A 21658-nucleotide genomic window follows, 5' to 3' on the forward strand; every position below is an offset into this window, starting at 1 on the left:
TGGTTCTCTCTTCTCTTTTCTCTTTCTGGGTGTCTTATGTCCATTCTACTCACAACATTATTCGTTTACGCCCTCGGTCTGCTGCTCACGGCGGTGGGCAGCCGGCTGGCGGGACGGTGCACCACTTGGTGCTGCGCCCTGCTGGGACTGCCCATGTGGGTCGTGGGCGGCACGGTTGCACCGTTCTGCCTGGCGCTGCCGCAGCTGATGCTGGCATTTCTGGCGGCCGGTATGTCGGTCACGGCGCTGGCCGTTGGCACCGCGCTGGCGGGCGCCGTTGCCAACCTGGGGCTGGCGCTGGCCGTCTGCCTGCTGAATCGTCGCCGGTATGCCACGGCGGATCGGGACGAGTTTTGCCGCAAATGCCTGTTGCTGCTGGCCGCCTGCGGGGTGCTGGCGGTGTTTGTGCGGGACGGCGAATTGAGCTACACCGGCACCGGCCTGTTGATGCTGCTGTTTGTGTTGTTTATTTTGATGAGCATTGCGTTCCAGCACAACTTTACCTATGGTGAAACGATCGAGGCGGTGTCCACCTCGGATGCCGTGCCCAGCTCGCGCCTGGCCACGAAGGAGTACGGCTACACGGCCCACACGATGGCATTCCCGGTCATGAGCGTGCGGAACTCGCTCAAGAACCTGGCGGGCGTTATTGGCGGGCTGGCGCTGCTGGCGGGCGGGGCTATGGCGCTGGTGTACAGCGCCACCACGCTGGCAAACCTCACCGGCACGATACAGGCCCTGTGGGCGGCGTCGCTCATCAGCTTTGGATTCTGCCTGCCTCTGCTGGCCGAAGCCCTGGAGCACCCCCTGGGGTCGGTCTGGAAGAGGTTCACTGTGCGGTGCCGCTACTACCCGCCGGACTCGCTGCCCATCCAGCTGTTGAACAGCGCTATTTTGAACCTGACGCTGGCGCTGCCGATTTCAAGCCTGATGTACCGCCACAAGCTGCCCGTGGGTGCGCAGTTCCGCAGTTACGAGGTGCCGGTCTGCGCCGCCATGGCGCTGGTGCTGCTTCTGCCGCCGCTGTGCAAACACAAGCTCAAGCGCTGGCAGGGCGGGGTATGTATGGCATTGTATTTTGCTTATTTAGCCGCCGCATTGTTTGTGCCGAGAGCGGGGGCGTAATTGAAAAATTGCACGATTACATTTTCGTAGAGTTGTAGGGGCCGCACATGTGCGGCCCGCAACTGTCCCATTATTGCTCGTCTGCCGTATACATGCGGGCCGGGCATGCCCGGCCCCTACAAAGAAACAGCGGTCCACGCTTCGTATCCCGAAGTGTGGGCCGCTGTTGCTTTGTAGGCTTACTTTTTCAACTCTGCGCAGGCTTCTTTGATGATATCCCGCTCGACGAAATGTTCTTTTTTGCCGTGGATGAGCTGGTAATCCTCGTGACCTTTACCTGCAAACAGGACGATGTCGCCTTCCTCAGCCATCCTGACGGCGGCGTAGATGGCCTCGCGGCGGTCGGTGATGCAGGTGTAGGGCGCGCCGGGGGCCATATGGGCGGCAATGTCGCGGATGACATCCTCCGGCGGCTCGTTGTCCGGGTTGTCGCTGGTGATGATGCTGTAATCCGCATAGGCACTGGATGCGTCTGCCAGTTCCTTGCGGCGGACCTGGGTGCGCCCGCCCACCGAGCCGAACACACAAATCAGGCGGTGCGGATTGTAGGCCCGCAGCGTCTTTAATGCGCTGGTCAGGGCCAGGCCGTTGTGACTGTAATCCACGATGAAGGTGCGCCCGGGCAGACCCTGCACGACCTCAAAACGGCCCTGCACGGGGGTGTGGGCCAGCGTGGCAGAGGCCTGGGCGGGCGTTACGCCGAACGCGCCGCATATGGCGATGGCGCACAGTGCGTCCGACGCACTGAACGCACCGGGGGACATGACCTCGATGTGGGTGCTCTGCCCGGCGCAGCGGCAGACGAAATCAATGCCCAGCGCCATACGGTTGCGGTACTGCGCCAGCATCACGCCGCGGTAGTCGGCCTCGGCCTTGATGCCGAAGCTGACCTGCTCGCCCTGGAAACCCTCGCGCATGAAATCGCTGTATGGGTCATCGACGTTATAAACCATCGTGCGGGCGTTGTATTCGGCAAACAGACGGCGCTTGGCGCATTTGTAATCCTCAAAATCCGGGTGCTCGCCGGGGCCGATGTGATCTTCGGACAAATTCGTGAAGGCCACGACCTCAAAGGGAACACCGTCCACGCGGTGGTGGCGCAGGGCCTGACTGCTGACTTCCAGCACGCAGTGGTGTACGCCCACGTCCAGCATTTTGCGGAACAGGCGGTGCAGTTCCAGGCTCTCCGGCGTCGTGTTGGCGGTGGCCTCGTGCTGGCCTGCAATGTCCACGCCGTTGGAACCGATGTAGGCGCAGGGCAGCCCTGCCTCGGTCATGATGGCAGCGGTCAGCAGGGCCGTGGTGGTCTTGCCCTTCGTGCCGGTAATGCCAATCAGGTGCAGCTCATCGGCGGGGTTGCCGTAGAAATCTGCACCGATGACGGCCAGCGCCGCGCGGGTATCGTCGGTGACGATCTGCACAGCGTCGGCAGGCAGATCCAGCGTGTGCTCCACCAAAAAGGCACGGCAGCCGTTTTGATAGGCGATGGCGGCGTAGGTATGACCGTCCAGCCACGCACCCACCAGGCAGACGAACAGGGAACCGGCCGCCGCCTTGCGGGAGTCGTAGATGATGGCGGTGATATCCATGTCGGATGTGCCGGTGTGGGGGATATGTTTGATAAGGTCGTTGAGTTTCATGAAAAACATCCTTCTTAAAAGCCTTCCCCTGAGGGGCTGCGCCCGCAGGCGCGTGTCGGAGCGCAACCGCCGTAGGCGGCTCTTGGCGCGTAGACTGAAGGTGGCCGAGCCTGCGAGGCCGGATGAGGGGCGGGGTATCGTGGCCGCCCGCTTACGGGGTGCATCGGCAGACGTGCCCCTCATCAGTCCGCTTCGCGGACAGCTTCTCCCTAAAGGGAGAAGCCTTTTCCCTTACTTCTGTACGGGGTAATACTTCTTAAACTTCTTGAACTGCCTTCTCAACTGTTCCAGCACGCAGGCGTAGCGGACCGGGTTCCATAGCAGATCCGGCTTGTACAGCAGGCTGCATGCCTCCTTGTGCTGGGCTTTCAGCGCCTTGGCGCGGGCGACAAGGTCCTTGTCCTCAGTGTAGGTGAAAGCCACCTGCGCGGGCACATGGTGCCAGAACACCTCGTTCTTGTTCAGCACGCAGTCGGTGCCGCCGTCACTCCACTTTTCCACGACCAGCTTGGCAATGTTCATGCCGGTGGCCGTGACATAGTAGTTGCTGCGGCCCTGACGCAGGTTGATCTCAAACACGCGGTAGTCGCCGGGGGTGCCGCTGTACTTGATGTCAAAGTTGGAAAAACCGGTGTAGTGGCAGGCTTCCAGCATATTGCGGATGTTCTCTACCAGCGGCAGGGAGGTCGTGTCCTCGCTGACGATGGCGGCGTGGTTGCCCAGACCGTGGGGGGTGTGCTCCTCGACCATCGTGTGGCCCAAGCACATAGCGCGGACCTTGCCGTTCTCGTCAGAGAATGCGGTCAGCACGCGCATATGGTCATCGCCGCCCGGCACCATCTTTTGCAGCACCATCCGGTCCGGGTAGCCGCTGGCGTAAATGGTTTTCACGATCTCGGCGGCCTCGGCGGGGGTGGCGGCGGTGTAGACCTTCTTCATCGTGTCAAAGGGGTGCTTCCAGTAGTCAACGCTGGACGACGGCTTGACGATGATGGGGTAGGCGAAGCCCAGCTTATCCTCGGTCAGCTCAGCGGCGTCCACCGGCGCGGACAGGATTTTGGAATCCGGGTAGGGGATGCCGAACTTCTCGCAGACTTCATAAAATTCGGCCTTTTTCTGGATGGAGCCGTACAGGTCAGCGGCGGGGCCGGGGGCGATATACTCGGTCAGCTCGGCCTTGCGGCGGATGATCATAGCGGCATAGTCGTCGGTGCAGCCGAACAGATACAGCCGCTTGCCCTTATGCTGCGCGGCGAAATCGTGTAAAATGCGCAGCATCGTGTCCTCGTTGTCCATATCGGGCACGGTGGTAAAGTGTACGATCTTGGAATACTTGGTCGGGGCCATCGGGTAGCGGCCGTAGGCGTAGCTCTCGACGCCGTAGGCCTCATGGAAGGCGCGGGCAAAGTTATAGCAGTTCAGGTCTGCACCAAGGAATACAGGGATAATGTCGGACATGGGAAAGTACATCTCCAATTTTCTAAAATAGGCTTCCCCCTCGGGGGAAGGCTCATAAGATTCATGCGTCAAACTTCTCAAAGAACTGCTCATGCCACGTTAAGAACGTGTAGGCGGTCCAGATTTTGCGGCGCTCGTGCTTGGGGTCGCCCAGCATCGCCACCAGTTTGTCCTGGTCGAAATACTCTGCGGCCACATCGCTGGTAAAGCTCTTGCGCACCTTGGCGGAAAACTCCGGATCCTCGAGCCACTTGGCAATGGGCACCGGGAAGCCTTTTTTCGTGCGGTTGGCCCAGGCGTCGGGCAGGGTCTTGTTGGCGGCGGTGCGCAGCACGGCCTTTGTGTCGCCGCGCAGCTTGTAGCTGTCGGGGTAGCACTCGGCCTCGCGCAGGACCTCGCGGTCGAGGTAGGGCACGCGCAGTTCCAAGCTGTGGGCCATACTCATTTTGTCGGCCTTCAGCAGAATATCGCCGGGCAGCCAGAGATTCAGGTCGAGGTACTGCTTCTTTTCCAGCTCGCTCAAATCTTTCACGCGGTCGTAGATCGGCGCGGCGACCTCGCGGGCCGTGGGGCCGACGCGGTACTTCGGCTTCAGAATATCGTAGGCGTCCTTCTCCTCAAAGACGTGGGCCTGGCCGATGAACCAATCCTCGGGGCGTCCGCTGCCCTTGATGATGAAGTCGTGGCCCTTGAAGTAGGGCAGGTGCTGGCTCACGTCGCTGGCCAGATGGCGCAGCGGTGCGGGCACGTGCTTGTACTTCTGCATCAGCGGCGTGTCGGCGTACCACTCGTAGCCTGCGTAGATTTCGTCCGCGCCCTCGCCGGAGAGCACGACCGTGACGTGCTGACGGGCCAGCTGGCACAGGAAGTAGAGCGGCACGCTGGACGGGTTGGACTGCGGCTCGTCCATGTGGTACTGGATGTCCGCAAAAGCGTCGAGGCACTGTTCCTTCGTCAGCATTTCGCGGTAGTTCTTGATGCCGAGCTTTTGGGAAAGCTCGCCCGCCTCGGTCGTCTCGTCAAACTTATGCGTGCCGTCGGGGCTGGCAAAGCCGACGGAAAACGTCTCGTCGGGCATCAGGCAGGCCGTGATATAGCTGGAATCGACGCCGCCGGACAGGAACGAACCGACCTTGACATCGCTGATGCGGTGGGCGGCCACGCTCTCCCGCACGCGGGCGTCGATCTGGTCGGCGCACTGCTCGTAGGAAAGGGTGGTGGGGTGGCGGAAATCCGCATCCCAGTAGCGCTCAATCTGCATCCGGCCGTCTTTGTAAGTGAACCAGTGGGCGGGGGGCAGTTTGTAGGTGCCCTTGAAGAACGTCTCGTTCATGGCGCTGTACTGGAAGGTCAGGTAGGGGCGCAGTGCCTCGGCGTTGACCTCGCGGCGGAAACCGGGGTGCTCCAGCAGGCTCTTGATCTCGCTGCCAAACAGCAGTTCGCCCGCGTCGGTTTGGGTGTAATAGAACGGCTTTATGCCGAAAATATCCCGTGCACCGTACATTTCGTTGGCTTTCGTATCCCACACGACAAAGGCAAACATACCGCGCAGCTTGGCAGCCAGTGCCGTGCCGTATTCCTCATAGCCGTGGATGATGACCTCGGTGTCGCAGTGGGTCTTGAAGATATGGCCCTTGGCCTGTAATTCGGTACGCAGATCCATGAAGTTGTAAATTTCGCCGTTGAACACGCAGACAACGGTGCCGTCCTCGTTGTACATCGGCTGCTTGCCCGCGGCCAGGTCAATGATGCTCAGGCGGCGGAAACCCAGCGCAATGGCCGTGCGCGGGTCATCGCCGCTGATGTGGTAGCCTTCCATATCGGGACCGCGGTGGATGATGCGATCCGCCATTTTGTGCAGGATGGCCTCGCGCTGTTCACGCAGACCGGTAAAGCCAACAAAACCACACATGGTAAATTTCCCTTTCTCTCTATATAGGCACAATGATAAATTTTAACTTATATATTTGTATATTGTACCACAGAATAGAGAAAAAGAAAAGTGGTCGTAAAGAAAAAAGGACGCAGCAGAATGCTGCGCCCTTGCGAGGGTTATGTGAGTGGCAGGGGCGAGGTAGCAAAGCCCCTGCATTACAATTACTCTTTATCCTCGGTCGTAACCTTATCGGTCTTGCCTTCGCCGTCCAGCGCTTCTTCCAGGGTGTGCCATGCCAGCACGGCGCACTTGACACGGGCGGGGACGTGGGCGATGCCCTGCAAAGCGGCAACATCCTCCAAATCGTCCAGCTCCTCCGGCGTGATCTTGCCCTTGATCATCTGGAAATACAGGCTGATGAGGCGGTGCGCATCCTCGACGGTGCGGCCCTTGACCAGGTCAATCATCAGCGAAGCCGACGCCTGGGAGATCGCGCAGCCGGAGCCAATGAAACCGGCGTCCTCAATTTTGCCGTCTTTCACGCGCAGCTGCAGCGTGATATCGTCGCCGCAGCTGGGGTTCACGCCCTCCAGGCTGTGGGTCGCCCCCTCGACCGGGTGGCGGTTCTCCTTGCTGCGGCTGTTCTCGGTAATGATCTGGGTATACAGTTCGTTCAGGTTCACAGGCCCATCACCTTTCTGACATTTTCAAGATTTTCCAGCAGGGCGTCCACGTCCTCGGGCGTGTTGTAGATCGCCACGCTGGCGCGGCAGCAGCTGCCGATGCCCAGGAATTCCATCAAGGGCTGGGCGCAGTGATGCCCGGCGCGCACGGCCACGCCGCCCGCATCCAGAATCGTCGCCACGTCGTGGGGGTGTACCTCGTTGACGTTGAAGCTGACGACGCCGTAACGGCCCTCGGCCACCGGCTCGCCGTAGACGGTCAGCCACGGCATGGCACGCATACCGGCCAGCATACGGTCCAGCAGCATATGCTCGTGGGCTTCCATGGCCTGCCAGCCGATGCCGTTCATGTAGTCGATGGCGGCGGCAAAGCCGACCTCACCGCCGACGTTGCGGGTGCCGGCCTCAAACTTGCGGGGACCGTCGGCCCAGGTGGCACCGCTCTCATGCACGGCGGCGATCATATCGCCGCCGGACAGGAACGGCGGCATCTTTTCCAGCAGCTCGGCGCGGGCGTACAGGGCACCCACGCCCATCGGCGCATACAGCTTGTGGGCAGAGCAGGCCGCAAAATCCACGTTCAGCTTTTTGACATCCACCGGTGTGTGGGGGGCGCTCTGGGCGCAGTCCAGCACGACGACGGCACCCACGGCATGGGCACGCTTGACAATCTCCTCCACGGGGGCGCGCAGGCCCAGGACGTTGGAGACCATCGCCACGGCGACAACCTTGGTTTTGCTGGTGATTTTCTTGTCCAGCTCCTCGGTCGTCAGGCGGCCGTTCTCGCCGGGATACATATAAACGAGCTTTGCGCCGGTGGCCTTCGCCACGCGCTGCCAAGGTACCATGTTGGAGTGATGCTCGGCCACGGAAATGACGATTTCGTCGCCTTCGTGCAGGAAATTCATGCCGTAGCTGTACGCGACAAGGTTCAGGCTCTCCGTCGTGTTCTGGGTGAACACAATTTCGTCGTCCTCGGCATTAAAGAACTGCGCCACGGTATGGCGGGCACCCTCGTGGGCGTCGGTGGCACGCATGGCCAGCTCATAGACGCCGCGGTGGGGGTTTGCGTTCTCTTTATTATAATAGTTGACCACCGCGTTCAGAACCTGGGTGGGGTGCTGGGTGGTGGCGGCGCTGTCCAGATAGACAAGGCGCTTGCCGTTCTCGTCGGCAGCCAGAATGGGGAAATCAGCCGTCCAGTTCATCGTTCAGCCTCCCTGCAACATTTTCACGTACTTCGTCCTGCAAAGATTCCAGCGGGATCTTGTCGATGGCCGGGGCAAAGCGGGCGTCCACCATCAGGCGGCGGGCCTGCGCCTCGCTCAACCCGCGGGAGCGCAGATAATACAGCTTGCTCTCGTCCAGGCGGCCCACGGACGCGGCGTGCTGGCCTTCGACTTCCTCCTCACCGCAGAGGATGAGGGGCGCGGTACGGTTGCGGGCGTTGGGGCTGAACAGCAGCACGTCCTCGCTCTCGTGGCCGACGCCGCGCTTGGCACCACGCTGAAAATCCACCGTGCCGCGCAGAATTTTATCGGCGCTGCCGGTCAGCACACCGGCGGTGTGCATCTCGCACAGGGTGTCCCTGCCAGTGTGGACGGAGACATCGTTGAAGTCGAGCACATCGTTCCCGTGGCCGAAATAGACGGCGTCCAGGTCGTACTCGCACTTGTTGTGGTTCAGCAGGGTGCGGGCACCGCAGGCGACGACACAGCCGCCCAGCTCGATGCGCACCTGCTCGACGCGGGCAGATTTGCCCTGCTCAATGGCAACAGCGTTCCAGCGGCGGGCGCGGTTGCCCAGCAGCTGCACCTGCACCAAAGTTACATGGGCGTTTTCGGCAGCGCGGATGCGGGTCAGGCTGGCGGAAACACCGTTCTCGGCATCGCCGCGCACGACCTGCACGACGGTCAGGCTGCTGCCCTCGGCGGCGTCGATGGTCAGGTAGGTCAGCGCGTGGGGGTGGGCGGCGTCCAGCGTGTTTTCAAACACGATAGGGGCGTCAGCTGTGCCGGAAACGGCCAGATGATTGACCAGGTTGGCATTCTCGGCCAGCCAGGTGTCGGTCTCCGCGCCCATGCCGCTGGCGGCAAAATCGCCGAAATCGGCTTCGGCGCGGGCGGTCACACCGGCAGGCAGGGCAGGGGAGAGGATCTCCGCCTTGGCCCAGCCGTCAGCGGGTACAGTGGGCAGTGCCGCCGACGCCGGTGCATAATTCACGCCCAACGGGTTCCAAGTGGCAACCGGCAGGCGGTTCATGGTTGTAGTCATATATATCACCTTAAACTCAATGCTAAGGCTTCCCCCTCGGGGGAAGCTGCCCGCGAAGCGGACTGATGAGGGGCAGACTTACCGCAGCAGCCCGTTACCGGGTTGCACGGGGAACGCTGCCCCTCATCCGGCCTCGGGCGGGGCCTCGGCCACCTTCCCCCCTCAGGGGAAGGCTCCACGATCAGCCAATGCTTCCCTTCATCTCCAGATGAATCAGGTTGTTCATCTCCACCGCGTATTCCAGCGGCAGCTCCTTGGCGATGGGCTCGGCAAAGCCGCCGACGATCAGGGCGCGGGCGTCCTCCTCGGTCATGCCGCGGCTCATCAGGTAGAAGATGGCCTCCTCGCTGATGCGGCCGATCTTGGCCTCGTGGCCGACATCCACGGCGTCGCAGCGGATATCCATGGCCGGGATCGTGTCGGAACGGCTGCGGTCGTCCAGCATCAGGGATTCACAGCTCACGCTGGACTTGCTCCCCGCGGCATTGGGCAGAACGACCACGGAAGAACGGAAGTTCGACACGCCGCCGTCGCGGGCGATACTCTTGGTGGAGATATGGCTCGTGGTGTGGGGCGCGGCGTGTACGACCTTGGCACCGGTGTCCAGGTCCTGCCCGGCACCCGCAAAGGTGATGCCGGTAAACTCCATGCGGGCACCCTCACCCTGCAAAATGCTCATCGGGTACAGGCAGCCGGTGTGGGAGCCGAAGGAGCCGGAGACCCACTCGATGGTGCCGCCCTTTTCGACCTTGGCGCGTTTGGTGTTCAGGTTGTACATATTCTTCGACCAGTTCTCGATGGTCGAGTAGCGCACGCGGGCACCCTCGCCGACGAAAATCTCGACGCAGCCTGCGTGCAGGTTGGCCACGTTGTACTTCGGGGCAGAGCAGCCCTCGATAAAGTGCAGGTAGGCGCCCTTATCGACGATGATAAGAGTGTGCTCAAACTGGCCGGCACCGGGGGCGTTCAGGCGGAAGTAGGACTGCAGCGGGATATCCACGTGTACGCCCGCAGGAACGTACACAAACGAACCGCCGCTCCACACAGCGCCGTGCAGCGCCGCAAACTTGTGGTCAGTGGGGGGCACGCACTTCATGAAGTGCTCCTTCACCATGTCGGCGTAGGGGCCAGTCAGGGCACTCTCCATGTCGGTGTAAATAACACCCTGGGCGGCGACTTCCTCCTTGACGTTGTGATAGACGACCTCGGAGTCGTACTGCGCACCGACGCCCGCAAGGCTCGAACGCTCGGCCTGGGGGATGCCTAGGCGCTCAAACGTGTTCTTGATATCCTCGGGCACATCGCTCCACTTGCCGCGCATCTCGGTGTTGGGACGCACGTAGGTGACGATGTTGCTCATGTCCAGCCCTTCCAGGGAGGGACCCCAGTTGGGGATGGACATTTTGTTGTAGGTTTCCAGCGCTTTCAGGCGGAACTCGCGCATCCACTCGGGGTCGTGCTTTTCCTCGGAAATCTTCTCGACGATCTCTGCCGTCAGGCCGGAGTTGACCTCAAACGCCGCGTTGACCTTGTCCTTAATGTCGTAGACACTGCGGTCGATTTCGGCAACTTCGGTCTTTTCAGTCTCGAAGGCTCTCATTTCGCTTCGTCCTCCTTCAGGGCGGTAAAGCCTTCCTCAATGATCTCATTGACCAGACTGCCGTCACCGGTGCGCACGATGCGGGCGTCGTCCAGCACATGGACGTAATCGACCTGCAAGCCTTCCAAAATCTTGGCGTTGTGGGTGATGATGATGAGGGCGTTGTCAGCGTTGTGGTACGCCTTGATGCCGCTTGCCACGGTCTTGACCGCGTCCACATCCAGGCCGGAGTCCGTCTCGTCCAGCAGGGCCAGAGCGGGCTTGAGCATGAGCAGCTGCAAGATCTCGGCCTTCTTCTTCTCACCGCCGGAGAAGCCGACGTTCAGGTAACGGTCGGCGTAGGACGGATCCATGTTCAGGGCCTCCATCTGGGCGGCCATCTCGTGGCGGAACTTCATGACCTTAACAGGCTTGCCGGTCACAGCACCGGCGGCGGTGCGCAGGAAGCTCTCCAGCGTGATGCCGGGGATCTCCTCCGGCGTCTGGAAGGACAGGAACATACCGGCGCGGGCGCGCACATCGGCGGTCTCGTGAGTGATATCCTGGCCGCGGAAGATGATCTGGCCGCGGGTGACAGTATAGCGGGGGTCGCCCATCAGGGCGCTCATCAGGGTGGACTTGCCGGCACCGTTGTGACCCATCAGGACATGGGTCTCGCCGGCGTTCACCGTAAGGTTCAAACCGTCGAGAAGGACTTTGTTTTCCTCACCGACGATGACCTGTAAATCTTTGACTTCCAGCAGCGGGCTGCTCATGGAAAAAACACCTCCAAGTGGTATAACCGGGCGTCAGGGCACAGCGGCCCTGCCCAGATAGTTTTGCTCTACCGAACTATACTATACTATTTTTATAGGGATTGCAAGAGGGCAGCGCAAGAAATTGACACAGAACACCCAAATCGGCCAATTTTCGGGCAAAATCCACCGCATTTGTAGGGGCCGGGCATACTCGGCCCTCAGTCTGACGGCGGCTGCCCCTCTTTCCATTCTGTATCAAACCTGCTATAATGGGCGGTGTAAAGGGGGTACTGTTATGGAACTGCAAAAGGGCCGACCGGCGGATACGGCGGGCCGACTGGGAAAAGAGATACGCACCTATGACCTGCTGGATCGTCTGGGCGTCGAGTATGAGCGCGTCGACCATGCGCCCGCCATGACGATGGAGGTCTGCCAGGAAATTGACCAAACGCTGCACGCGGTCATCTGCAAGAACCTGTTTTTGTGCAACCGGCAGGAGACAAAATTTTACCTGCTGATGATCCCGGATACCAAGGTGTTCCACACCAAGGACTTGTCCGCGCAGATCGGCTCGGCCCGGCTGTCCTTTGCCAAGGCGGAGTATATGGAAAAGTTTTTGAATATCACGCCGGGTTCGGTCAGCGTGCTGGGCCTTGCCAACGATACCGACCACCGTGTCCAGCTGCTCATCGACGAGGACGTGCTGAACAGCGAGTATGTGGGCTGCCACCCCTGCATCAACACATCCAGCCTGCGGCTGCGCACGAAAGATTTGGTGGAAAAGGTGCTGCCTGCCATGGAGCATGACTTTATAAAGGTAAAGCTGTAAGGAGACGATGATGAATATTACGGTATACCTCGGTGCGAACGAGGGAAATGACCCGCGCCTGGCCCAGGCCGTGCGGGAACTGGGCCGCTGGATCGGCGAGAGCGGCAACGCACTTATCTACGGCGGCTCTGCCTGCGGCCTGATGGGCGAACTGGCCAAAAGCGTATTGGACGCAGGCGGCAAAGCCACCGGCGTGGAACCGCAGTTTTTTGTAGATCAGGGCCTTTTGTACGATGATCTGACCGAGTTGTTCGTCACAAAAGATATGACCGAACGCAAGGCAAAGATGATCGAGCTGGGCGATGCGTTCATTGCTTTCCCCGGCGGCACCGGCACGCTGGAAGAAATCGCCGAGATCATGTCAAAAGTTTCCCTCAAGCAGCTGGACGCACCCTGCATCCTCTACAACCTGAACGGCTACTATGACAGTCTGAAAGCGCTGCTGGATCACATGATTGCCATGGGGCTTTCCAGCCCCGAACGCCAGCAGGGAATCAGCTTTGCGGATAATTTAGCGGAAATCAAGACAATTTTACAGGCATAAACAGCCGGGGCGGATGGGAATATCCGCCCCGGCGTTTCGCTGCACATAAAACAAAAACCTTGAAGCATACGCTTCAAGGTCAATGGCTGCCCCAGTCCGACTTGAACGGACGACACCCTGATTAACAGTCAGGTGCTCTAACCAACTGAGCTATGGGGCAATATTCAGCTTTGTCAGACGACTTTATTATTATAGCGGTATCAAAAGCCATTGTCAATAGCAAAACCGAAAAAGTTGAAAAATATCGTAGGATCTCGCGAGCCGTTATAGGGGGCCAATGCCTGCACCGGCCCGCAAAGGAGCTTACTTTTTGATTTTAGTAAGCCGGGCGCTCACCCTTGGGAAAGGCGAGGGGCAACCGTCGTTGATGGGAAGGATGGTACGCATAGCAGTTCTCCTGATTATACCGCACCACCAGGGTAGAAAATGCAATGCTTTAGCGTTTTTATGAAGAAAAGCAAAAAACCGGCTGAAACTTTCGTTTCAACCGGTTCTGTTTGGAGCGGCCGACGAGGCTCGAACTCGCTACCTCCACCTTGGCAAGGTGGCGCTCTACCAGATGAGCTACGGCCGCATAAAAAAATCACCGAAAATTTGTTCGGTGATTTTTTTGTTGGCTGCCCCAGTCCGACTTGAACGGACGACACCCTGATTAACAGTCAGGTGCTCTAACCAACTGAGCTATGGGGCAATAACGCTTTGCGCCGCCGTCAGGCGACGCTAATTATTATAGCCATCTACGGGGCGTTTGTCAACAGGTTTTGCCAATTTTTTTGCAAAAAACTTTTTGCGCAGCGGACCCGGCGGGGCAGGCAGATTTTACACTTGCATTTTTGGGCAGAATCGTCTATGATGGAGCTTGCAACATCATTTATAAAAGGAGTCTGTATCATGGCAGAATTTACCTATGAAGTTACCGAACGCATCGCCGTTCTTTCCACCAACGCCCGCGGCTGGGAGCGTCAGCTGAATATGGTCAGCTGGAACGGCAACCCGCCGAAGTACGATATCCGCGACTGGTCCCCGGACGGCAGCCGCATGGCAAAGGGAATCAGCCTGACCGAGGATGAGCTGAAAACGCTGAAGGGCATTCTGGACGACATGGAACTGTGAGGTTCGTATGCAGGACTACCACGCTGAATTTGTGGAGATCTACAACAAAAACATCACCCGCCCCGGTGCGGACCGGCTGCTGAACTGGCTGGAAACCACCGACTTTTTCACCGCGCCTGCCTCCACCCGGTTCCACGGCGCGTGCAAGTGCGGCCTGGTCATGCACAGCATCAACGTGTACAACGCAATGATGCAGCACTTCTACACCGAGGGCGAGAACGCCGAGAGCTACGCCATCTGCGGCCTGCTGCACGACCTGTGCAAGGCAAACTTCTATAAGGTCAGCACCCGCAATGTCAAAAACGACGCCACCGGCCAGTGGGAGAAGGTCCCGTTTTACCAGGTGGCGGATCAGCTGCCCTACGGCCACGGCGAGAAGAGTGTCTACCTCATCGAGCATTTTATGCGGCTAAAAACCGCCGAGGCTATTGCCATCCGCTGGCACATGGGCGGCTTTGACGATGCCGCGCGCGGCGGCTGCTTTGCTGTCAGCGAAGCCTACAACACCTACCCGCTGGCGGTCAAGCTGCACATTGCGGACCTGACCGCCACCTACCTGATGGAGCAGGGCACCAGCGAAGTAGAAAACGGTCACCCGAAAAACAAATAAAACCAGGGCACAGACGATGCAGTCTGTGCCCTGGTTTTTTTGCGGCGTCCCCCGACGCCCCGCAGGGAGGTTACAAATTTTCCTGCATCCACCCGACCAGCGCGGCTTGGGACTGCGCCGCCGCGCTGCCGGTGATGGCAAGGCCCGGGGCAATTACTGCTGTGGGGCAGAGCTTGCGCAGGTCTTTCTCGCTGCGGCCCATGCCGCTGCCCTCGTTGGTGCAGTAGGGCAGCAGCTTTTTGCCGGTAAAGTCGAACGCCTCCAAAAAGGTCGCCACCGCCATGGGGATGGTGCCGCAGTAGTTGGGGTAGCCCAGCACAATGGCGTCGTAGGCCGCAATGCTCTCGGGCAGGGCGGTCAGCGCCGGGCGCTTGTGCAGCATCATGTCTGCGGTGACCTGGCTGACGCATTTGCGGTAGTTGTCCGCGTAAGGCGCTGCCATTTCAATTTTGAACAGGTCGGCGTCGGGGAAAGCCTGCTTGATAAGGTCGGCGCAGATCTCGGTATTGCCGACGGCCACGCTTTTGATTGCGCCGCCAAAGTAGTTTTCGCCCGCGCGGGAGAAATAAGCAACCAGAATTTTAGACATAAAACAGCACCTCCGTTGAATTCTATACGACAGTATACCATGAAAGGCAACTTTAAGTGCAAGGGGTAAATGCAAAATTTTACGCCCCGGCAGACAAAACGCCGCGCAGGCCCGAAAAAGCCTGCGCGGCGCTGTTTTTATGCGGTATCAGGAACGGTTTTTCTTGTGGGCGGCCAGGCCGAGCGTTACGGCGCGGGTGACAAGGTAAAGTGGTAACCGTAGAAACATGAATTTGTTTGAACGCCTGGTTTCGCTGCTGGTTGCCATTTCTACCTGAGTAAAAGGGATAACCGGAATATAAATTACTCCTCTGCCAACTCCACCACCAATTTGGCTTCGGTGGCGGCGATGGCAAGTTGGAGCTTATTCTCTAAGTTTGTCTTTTGCAGCATATTGATGACGTGGTACTTCACGGTGGATGGCTCGATGCCGAGTTCTTTTGCAATCTCGTTATAGGACAGCCCGCGCACAAGACAGCGCAAGACCTTCATCTCGCCTTTGGTGAACTCTGCGCTCATGGCGGTGCCGATCTCCACGCTGGGCGGTGCATCGGGGAAGATATGCTCCCCCGCCATCGTGCGGCGCACGACCTGCATCAGGGTCCCTTCATCGCCGTCCTTATACCACAGGCTGTCCGCGCCCACGGCCTTGGCGCGGGCTAAAACCTGTGTGTCAATAAGCGAGGTCGCCACCACGATCTTGATTTCCGGGTGCGCTTTTCGTATCTTTTTGGCGGCGGCCAGACCGTTTTCGCGGTGTTCGGTCTGCACATCCATCAGCACAAGGTCGATGTCCTCGGTATCGCACAGGATCGGAGCCTCTGCAGCGCCGGGGATAGACACAGCAAGCTGATACCCGTCCTCGTTCTGAATATAGCTTTCAAGCAGGCTCCGGACCAGCTTTTGGTCCTCAACGATCATAACGCGTATCATAAGTGCTCTCCTTATCGGGCAGGGTGACTTCCAGAACAAACACAGGCAGGGAGTGTACGGTTACTGTACCCTCTGCTTTTTCAATACGGCGGCGGAGTGAGGAAAGCCCGCCGCCTTCCTTTATCTTCGCCTTGGGCGGTGCGCCGTTGTTCGTGATGCAAAGGTGCCATTCCTGCGGCCGATGCTCGGAGTCGGCGTACAATTCCGTGGCGCCCGCATGCCGCACAGCGTTGGAGGTACACTCCCGCAGGATCAGTGCGTAGAGCTCGCGGGTGGCGCGTGCCGGAGGGTATGCACCGCGCAGCTGTACGGCTGCGCCCAGAACAGCCGCCCGCCTTTGCATATAGCTCAGCGGGTCCTCAGCAGCATTCTCCTGCCGGGTGCGGCATAGCAGGGAAATGGAACTTTCCCACTTTGCAGCTTCGCTCTTGATCCGGGCAAGATCATGTTCATGCCGCAGTGCGCGCCGTGCGGCAAGCAGGGTATGGCCGATGTCGTCATGCACTCGCATCTTCATCTTCAGGATTTCTTCCTCCCGCACAATGTCGGGCATATTGTCATATAAGCGCTTTGCGCGGCGGTTCGCATCGGCAAGGCGCTCGTTTTCCTGCTGCAGTGCAGCATGCAATGCAGCCAGCTGGGTGACATCGGTGGCCATCACCTCGGTGTACGGTATGCCGTATTTGTCCTGAACAGGGCGCACCGTGAAATGATATACCGTTCCGTCCGGGAATGCGTAGATGCGGGCGGCCTCATCTCGCAGCCGCACACCGCCGCCGGGACTGTGCAGCGCCTGCTCCAGGTCCGTAAGGGTCTGCAGATCCCGGCCGCAGAGGACTGCGGAGATTTCCTGCATCCTGTGATTGATCAGGCGAAGCAGACCGTTGCGGTCAAAGTAGCAGATGGCCGCCGGCAGCGTGTCAAAGCCTTCCTTGACAGCATTGCGGGAGATTCGGGAAATCATAGGCTGCCTCCTTCTGCCGGAAACATTGTGAAATACAAAAGCCCGTCATCATCCCGTTCAAGTTGCATCTGCGGCAGGCCGGGCAGCGCAGCGGGCGCATCGGTGCATTGAACGCTGCAGCGCAGCCCCCAGCCCTGCGCCGTATGCTCGGCGCAGAAAAGGATCTCCTGCAATCCCGGCAGAGTCGCTTCTATGATGGCTTCAAAGGCGTCATAGATCGCCACGGCGGACGCGGGGGAAATCTTTGCTGTGTCGGCAATCTGCACGGCGCAGCGTATGTCACTCAGGCGCAGGCTCTCGGCCGATTCAAACAGGCTCAGCCGCAGCTCCGTGGTGTCGATGTCCTCCGCCTTGTCGCAGACAAAAACAAGGTTGCTGCGCCGCTTGATATAGGTCCCCAAAATGACGATGTGCTTCAGCAGCCGGCGGGCGGCATCGACATCGTCTGTGGCTTTGAGTGCAATCAGGTATTCCTGTATCCGTGCCAGCTGGCGGGCTGTGACGGTCTCGATTTTGTCATACAGCCGGTTCTGCTCGCTCAGCTTCAGCCATTGTGCCTTCTGGGCTGTTTCCGCCTGTATGATGTCCCCGATGTCATGCAATTCCTCCTGCGTGAGGCGCAGCTGCTCCAGCAGTGCCACCAATTCGGTGATGTCCTCCTGCCAGAAAACATACCCTTTCCGGATCGGGTGGCCGTGAAGCTGGGTCGTGGCGTCCAACTGGACACTGCCGGTGAGCGCCTGACGCAGCTGCTCCTCGCGGAGCGGCGCTGCCTGCATGGAGCATTGCACAGGCACAAACGCCCGGTCCGTGATCAGACCCTTGGCCATGGATACCTCAAACAGCGTGGCATATCCCATGTTGGATTGGATAAGCCCGCACCGGATGCACGCCTCAAAGGTCGCTGTAAAGGTAAGGCATTGCACCACGGTCATATCACCGGCGATAGCGTGCATCCACGGCACATTCAAAATATGCTTGTACAGTAAAGCATAGAGCGTGGCAAAAAAAATCGGCACAAGCGGCAGCCAGAGGATGCGCTTTGTATGCGGAATACGGCAGCGCCGTACAAGGTACACCACCGTGAACACGGCACAGGAAAATATCCACAGAAGACAGAGGTAATATACGAACCGATAGGTGTAATCGGGGCTGCCCAGTACCTCCTGCCCGGGTGGGAACGCAAACGCAAGCTGATGGCAGTCGTTTGTCAGCACGAGGCTGAACAGCACCACCGGGAATACAAAAATCATGTACCGGTACTTGTACAGCGGGGCGGACTGCCCCCGATCCAAAAAGAAAAGCGTATAAAGTGCAAGGGTCGGAATCAGCAGCATCGGGATATAGTACGCATACCACAATCGCCGCAGCATCTCCGGTGTCTGGGCAAAGTCATAGCGGATCAGGCGGATATCCAGCCAAAACAGCATCAGGGCGGCAGCGCCCAGCAGGCAGCGGCGGGTCTGTGCATGCAGGATACGCCACCAGACCGATACCGCCCAGGAAAAGATCAGAATATTATACAGCACCGTGCGCCAAAAGCCGGAATACGGCATATAAAATGCCCGCATCAGGACAGCGCAGAGAATCACCCCTGCAACCGCAGCGGCTAAACACAGATTCCCAAGCCGTACCTTTGTCATAGCGCCTGTCCTTTCCAAAGGGGAGATCACCCGTCAGTTTCTTTCCAATATCATTATGACGCAATCTGCACTTTTTTGCAATAGTGCTGAAAAAAAGCGGAGAAAAGATCAAAAAACTATCCAAATGGTGGGGGCAAAAATCGTCCGATTCTTGTATGATGAAGGTGACAAATCGTATTCTTTGCAGGGAAGGAGGGCTGCGCCGTGCGGAGGATCGTTTTGGACGCGCAATACTCTGTGATGACGAGCGCATTGACAATGGCACTGAAACAGGGCAGGCCGGACTTCCAGGTGCAAAACGCTGGCCCTAAGACAAAGGATATTGTAAAGCTATGCCGTTCCTGCAGGACAGACTGCTGCTGGCAAACGACCTGCGGGATGTATGCCCGCACTGCAAAACGGTACTGCTTGTGGATGAGGCCGAATATCCCGAACTGGCCACCGCCGTGTGCCTGGCAAAAAAGGATCACATTGTCGATGATTTCGTCTACGCTTCCGTCTCGCCTGCCTATCTGAGTGCTATGATGGACACTTTATGACCAAAAGGAGGACAGCTATGAAAAAAGTACAACGAACGCTCGCTGCCGCATTGGCAGCCATGATGCTTATGGCTTTGGCCGGTTGCTCCAAGGGAGATGTAACCCAAGAGGTCAATTCCGGCTTATCCGACCTGAAAGCGCAGGCCGCCGAACCCGCCGTTGAACCCCAGACGGAGACCCCGGCAGAACCCAAGACCGACGCGGCATCCGAGCCTGCATCCGAACCTGCATCGGAGCCTGCTGCAGAGCCGGAGCCGGAAGCCACCGCCGAACCGGCCCCTGCTTCCGCTCCCGCGGACAATCCCGATTATCCATCGGCCGCTGGCCTGAACACCCAGACCCTGGAGGCATTCGGCACGGACTTTACGCTGGTGCTCAACGTGACCTGCCCCGACCAGGGCTGGTACAAGTCCGCCTCGACCAGTTTCGGGGATCTCAAGCTGTTCCCGACCGATGACCCCAGCCATATCTTCTCCGGTGACCCGCGCATAACCTTTGAACTGAAAAGCGGTCTGGACAAGATCAACTACTATTACGACAACTTTGAAAACGTGGAGGAGCTTACCCCGCGCACCATCGGCGGCGTGGAGATGGCCGGACGCACCTACAAAAACGTAGGTATGTGGTGGACGGAATACTACGGCGAGATGCCCACCGGCGGCTGGCTGGCCATCAAGATCTCCGGTGTGGACATTGACCCCGGCACCGAGGGCGACACCGTGCTGAACAGCATCACCTTTGGCTAAGCACAGGCAGGTTACTGCACTCTCAACCGAAAGGCGGGTGAACCAACCATGAAAAGACGCTGTGCCGTACTATTGGCGGCGGCGATGCTGCTGTCGGCGGCAGGCTGCGCACAGGACAGCAAGCGGCCCGAGCCGACCGAATCGACCGAACCGGCCGCAAGTGCTGTGAGCGAGACCTCCGCTGAAAATGTGGAAGCTACGGAGGAGACCCCGCAAAAGCCGCAGCCATCCCGCAGGTTTGATGATTCCCGCATCGCTACGCTGTATGATGTGGAATTCAGCTACACCGACCCAAACGGAAACAAGGACACCTACTTTTACGAGGTCCCGCAGATCGATGATGACACCGAGGGCGCAAAGAACATCAACGAGATGATCGGCTACCGCTTCGGCTATCTGGTAGAGCGCGCCGAGGACGCCCGCTCCCGCAATGATTTTATCGACACAAGCTACATCATCTGGATAAGCACCTGGACCGGCCCGGTATTGAGCCTGCAGATCACAAGCGTTGACACAATGTACAACCGCGATGTAGGCACCTACCACTATAACTTTGAAACCGGCAAGGAACTTTCCAACATCGAAATGCTCGAGTACCTTGGCTACACCGACAACGACCTGACCTTAAAAGCACTGCAGCGCGCCGTGGCCCAGCATTTCGATACCTACTACGGCAGCGACGACCCCACCTACGCATCCGAGCTTTGCAAGATGCGCACACAGAGCCTGAACGGGCTGAGCGATGTATTTACCTACTTTGCCGTCTACCCCTACTACACAGGCGGTCTTATCGTCACCGTGCCGATGTACACCCTTGCCGGGGCTGGCATGATGTGGACGGACATAGATGTTTACCCCGACAAGCGGCAGGCCAGCGGCCAGATCCTGCACGGGCAGGATGAATGGTTTACCTGCGATGTGACTGCCGCAGGAGAGGTTACGGTACGCGCCCTGACCGACTATGTTACCCCTGACGGCGCTATGACCTATCAGACCATGAAGGAATGGTACGAGTTGGGCGACAAGACCGAGTTTGCGGTCAGCGGCTGCTACGGCGACTATATAAAGATGCTGATGACCAGCATCGGGCAGGACTACGCCCCCTATGTTTTCCTTCTGACCGAGAACGGCAATGTCGAATACATTGATGTCATCAGCGGCGCACAGTGCGGCACCATGGTCAACGGCGGTCCGCTCTTCGGCATCAACGGAATTGTCCGGTTTGAGACCGGCACGGCCTACGATGCGGAGTACGGAGCCGAGTACACGACCGTGTACGGCGTTTCCCGCGATAACGAAAAATTCAACCTGATGGAGGCTGTCTGGAACACTGCCCCGCTGAGCATCCCGAGCATGGTCGGCTCCTTTGTGAGTGAGGAGACCGGCACCTGGTTTGAAATCTGCGAGGATCAGCCGAACTTCTATACCGGCGCATACACCAACGGCCAGAGGATTCCGGCCACATGGGACAGCAGCATCTCCTACCTTGGTATGGATGACCGCGGCTGGATCTGCTCCGTTTCGCTGTTCCGTATGGATTCAGGGCGTACACAGCGCGAAACGCTGGCTATGATGCCCGCTGATTACGGCGGCGTCAATGTAATGCACATCGGTGGGGAATCACTTCTGAACCTGCCGCAGCAGGAATCTGTATGGTTTGAAATGACACAGGAATAAGCAAGGTTCTAAGGCAACATCGCACAATTCCCGCCTAGCGGCTTAAGCACCGCTTCGGCGGCTGCGGTACGGCATCTGC

The 21658-nt window shown here is 58.9% G+C and carries 20 protein-coding genes and 3 tRNA genes; 8 read left to right on the forward strand and 15 right to left on the reverse strand.

What is annotated here, in order from left to right; translation table 11 throughout:
* The first annotated feature begins 36 nt into the window (after positions 1-36).
* On the forward strand, positions 37-1125 hold the full coding sequence (locus GPK89_RS11020) for a hypothetical protein (RefSeq protein WP_215693129.1): 1089 nt from the start codon (positions 37-39) through the stop codon (positions 1123-1125).
* Positions 1126-1304: 179 nt separating this feature from the next.
* On the opposite strand, the gene GPK89_RS11025 is transcribed toward GPK89_RS11020, so the two are convergent.
* The 8 genes from GPK89_RS11025 to sufC all read right to left on the reverse strand — a co-directional run bounded on the left by GPK89_RS11025 (position 1305) and on the right by sufC (position 11411).
* Positions 1305-2765, reverse strand: a complete 1461-nt coding sequence (locus GPK89_RS11025) for a UDP-N-acetylmuramoyl-L-alanyl-D-glutamate--2,6-diaminopimelate ligase (protein WP_215693131.1) — start codon at positions 2763-2765, stop codon at positions 1305-1307.
* Positions 2766-2996: 231 nt separating this feature from the next.
* Positions 2997-4223, reverse strand: coding sequence for an ATP-grasp domain-containing protein (locus tag GPK89_RS11030; RefSeq protein WP_215693133.1), 1227 nt, complete (start codon positions 4221-4223; stop codon positions 2997-2999).
* Between the two features lie 61 nt (positions 4224-4284).
* Positions 4285-6135, reverse strand: coding sequence for an asparagine synthase (glutamine-hydrolyzing) (asnB, locus tag GPK89_RS11035; protein ID WP_215693136.1), 1851 nt, complete (start codon positions 6133-6135; stop codon positions 4285-4287).
* A 185-nt stretch (positions 6136-6320) separates the two neighbouring features.
* The gene (gene sufU / locus GPK89_RS11040; RefSeq protein WP_215693138.1) at positions 6321-6782 is read right to left on the reverse strand and encodes a Fe-S cluster assembly sulfur transfer protein SufU; all 462 of its coding nucleotides are present in this window, start codon (positions 6780-6782) and stop codon (positions 6321-6323) included.
* Positions 6779-7990, reverse strand: a complete 1212-nt coding sequence (locus GPK89_RS11045; protein ID WP_215693140.1) for an aminotransferase class V-fold PLP-dependent enzyme — start codon at positions 7988-7990, stop codon at positions 6779-6781. Before GPK89_RS11045 ends, sufU begins: the two co-directional genes overlap by 4 nt.
* Entirely contained in the window at positions 7974-9056 is a 1083-nt protein-coding gene (locus tag GPK89_RS11050) for a SufB/SufD family protein (RefSeq protein WP_215693141.1), read from the reverse strand. Before GPK89_RS11050 ends, GPK89_RS11045 begins: the two co-directional genes overlap by 17 nt.
* A 181-nt stretch (positions 9057-9237) precedes the next feature.
* Positions 9238-10656, reverse strand: coding sequence for a Fe-S cluster assembly protein SufB (gene sufB / locus GPK89_RS11055; protein WP_215693142.1), 1419 nt, complete (start codon positions 10654-10656; stop codon positions 9238-9240).
* Positions 10653-11411 (reverse strand): Fe-S cluster assembly ATPase SufC, encoded by a 759-nt coding sequence (gene sufC / locus GPK89_RS11060; RefSeq protein ID WP_215693143.1) that lies wholly within the window; start codon positions 11409-11411, stop codon positions 10653-10655. Before sufC ends, sufB begins: the two co-directional genes overlap by 4 nt.
* A gap of 277 nt (positions 11412-11688) precedes the next feature.
* Between sufC and GPK89_RS11065 the strand changes: the two genes are divergently transcribed.
* Positions 11689-12222 (forward strand): prolyl-tRNA synthetase associated domain-containing protein, encoded by a 534-nt coding sequence (locus GPK89_RS11065; RefSeq protein ID WP_215693144.1) that lies wholly within the window; start codon positions 11689-11691, stop codon positions 12220-12222.
* A gap of 10 nt (positions 12223-12232) precedes the next feature.
* Positions 12233-12766, forward strand: a complete 534-nt coding sequence (locus tag GPK89_RS11070) for a TIGR00730 family Rossman fold protein (protein WP_215693145.1) — start codon at positions 12233-12235, stop codon at positions 12764-12766.
* Positions 12767-12849: 83 nt separating this feature from the next.
* Here GPK89_RS11070 and GPK89_RS11075 read toward each other — a convergent pair.
* The 3 genes from GPK89_RS11075 to GPK89_RS11085 all read right to left on the reverse strand — a co-directional run bounded on the left by GPK89_RS11075 (position 12850) and on the right by GPK89_RS11085 (position 13457).
* A tRNA-Asn gene (locus GPK89_RS11075) sits at positions 12850-12926 on the reverse strand.
* Between the two features lie 338 nt (positions 12927-13264).
* Positions 13265-13340 (reverse strand) — tRNA-Gly (locus GPK89_RS11080).
* 40 nt (positions 13341-13380) lie between these two features.
* Positions 13381-13457: transfer RNA gene (locus tag GPK89_RS11085), tRNA-Asn, on the reverse strand.
* 200 nt (positions 13458-13657) lie between these two features.
* On the opposite strand from GPK89_RS11085, the gene GPK89_RS11090 reads away from it, so the two are divergent.
* Entirely contained in the window at positions 13658-13879 is a 222-nt protein-coding gene (locus GPK89_RS11090) for a YdbC family protein (RefSeq protein ID WP_215693147.1), read from the forward strand.
* Positions 13880-13886: 7 nt separating this feature from the next.
* Positions 13887-14489 (forward strand): HD domain-containing protein, encoded by a 603-nt coding sequence (locus GPK89_RS11095; protein WP_215693148.1) that lies wholly within the window; start codon positions 13887-13889, stop codon positions 14487-14489.
* 70 nt (positions 14490-14559) lie between these two features.
* Here GPK89_RS11095 and GPK89_RS11100 read toward each other — a convergent pair whose 3' ends face one another.
* From GPK89_RS11100 to GPK89_RS11115, 4 genes are all read right to left on the reverse strand, one after another.
* Complete coding sequence (locus tag GPK89_RS11100) at positions 14560-15078, reverse strand: flavodoxin (protein WP_215693150.1); 519 nt, start codon at positions 15076-15078, stop codon at positions 14560-14562.
* Positions 15079-15380: 302 nt separating this feature from the next.
* Positions 15381-16010, reverse strand: coding sequence for a response regulator transcription factor (locus GPK89_RS11105; protein WP_215693152.1), 630 nt, complete (start codon positions 16008-16010; stop codon positions 15381-15383).
* On the reverse strand, positions 15988-16974 hold the full coding sequence (locus GPK89_RS11110; protein ID WP_215693154.1) for a sensor histidine kinase: 987 nt from the start codon (positions 16972-16974) through the stop codon (positions 15988-15990). Before GPK89_RS11110 ends, GPK89_RS11105 begins: the two co-directional genes overlap by 23 nt.
* Complete coding sequence (locus tag GPK89_RS11115) at positions 16971-18617, reverse strand: hypothetical protein (RefSeq protein ID WP_215693156.1); 1647 nt, start codon at positions 18615-18617, stop codon at positions 16971-16973. The genes GPK89_RS11110 and GPK89_RS11115 overlap by 4 nt, the downstream gene beginning before the upstream one ends.
* Positions 18618-18949: 332 nt before the next feature.
* Here GPK89_RS11115 and GPK89_RS11120 point away from each other — a divergent pair, with 332 nt between their 5' ends.
* From GPK89_RS11120 to GPK89_RS11130, 3 genes are read left to right on the forward strand one after another with little or no spacing between them, the layout of a single operon-like run.
* Positions 18950-19156 (forward strand): hypothetical protein, encoded by a 207-nt coding sequence (locus GPK89_RS11120; RefSeq protein WP_215693158.1) that lies wholly within the window; start codon positions 18950-18952, stop codon positions 19154-19156.
* 17 nt (positions 19157-19173) lie between these two features.
* Complete coding sequence (locus GPK89_RS11125) at positions 19174-19902, forward strand: hypothetical protein (protein ID WP_215693160.1); 729 nt, start codon at positions 19174-19176, stop codon at positions 19900-19902.
* Positions 19903-19950: 48 nt separating this feature from the next.
* A complete protein-coding gene (locus GPK89_RS11130) occupies positions 19951-21579 on the forward strand; it encodes a hypothetical protein (RefSeq protein WP_215693162.1) in 1629 nt (542 codons plus the stop codon).
* Positions 21580-21658: the final 79 nt, after the last annotated feature.

It is taken from the genome of Gemmiger formicilis (assembly GCF_018784445.1).
Classification (GTDB): Bacteria; Bacillota; Clostridia; order Oscillospirales; family Ruminococcaceae; genus Gemmiger.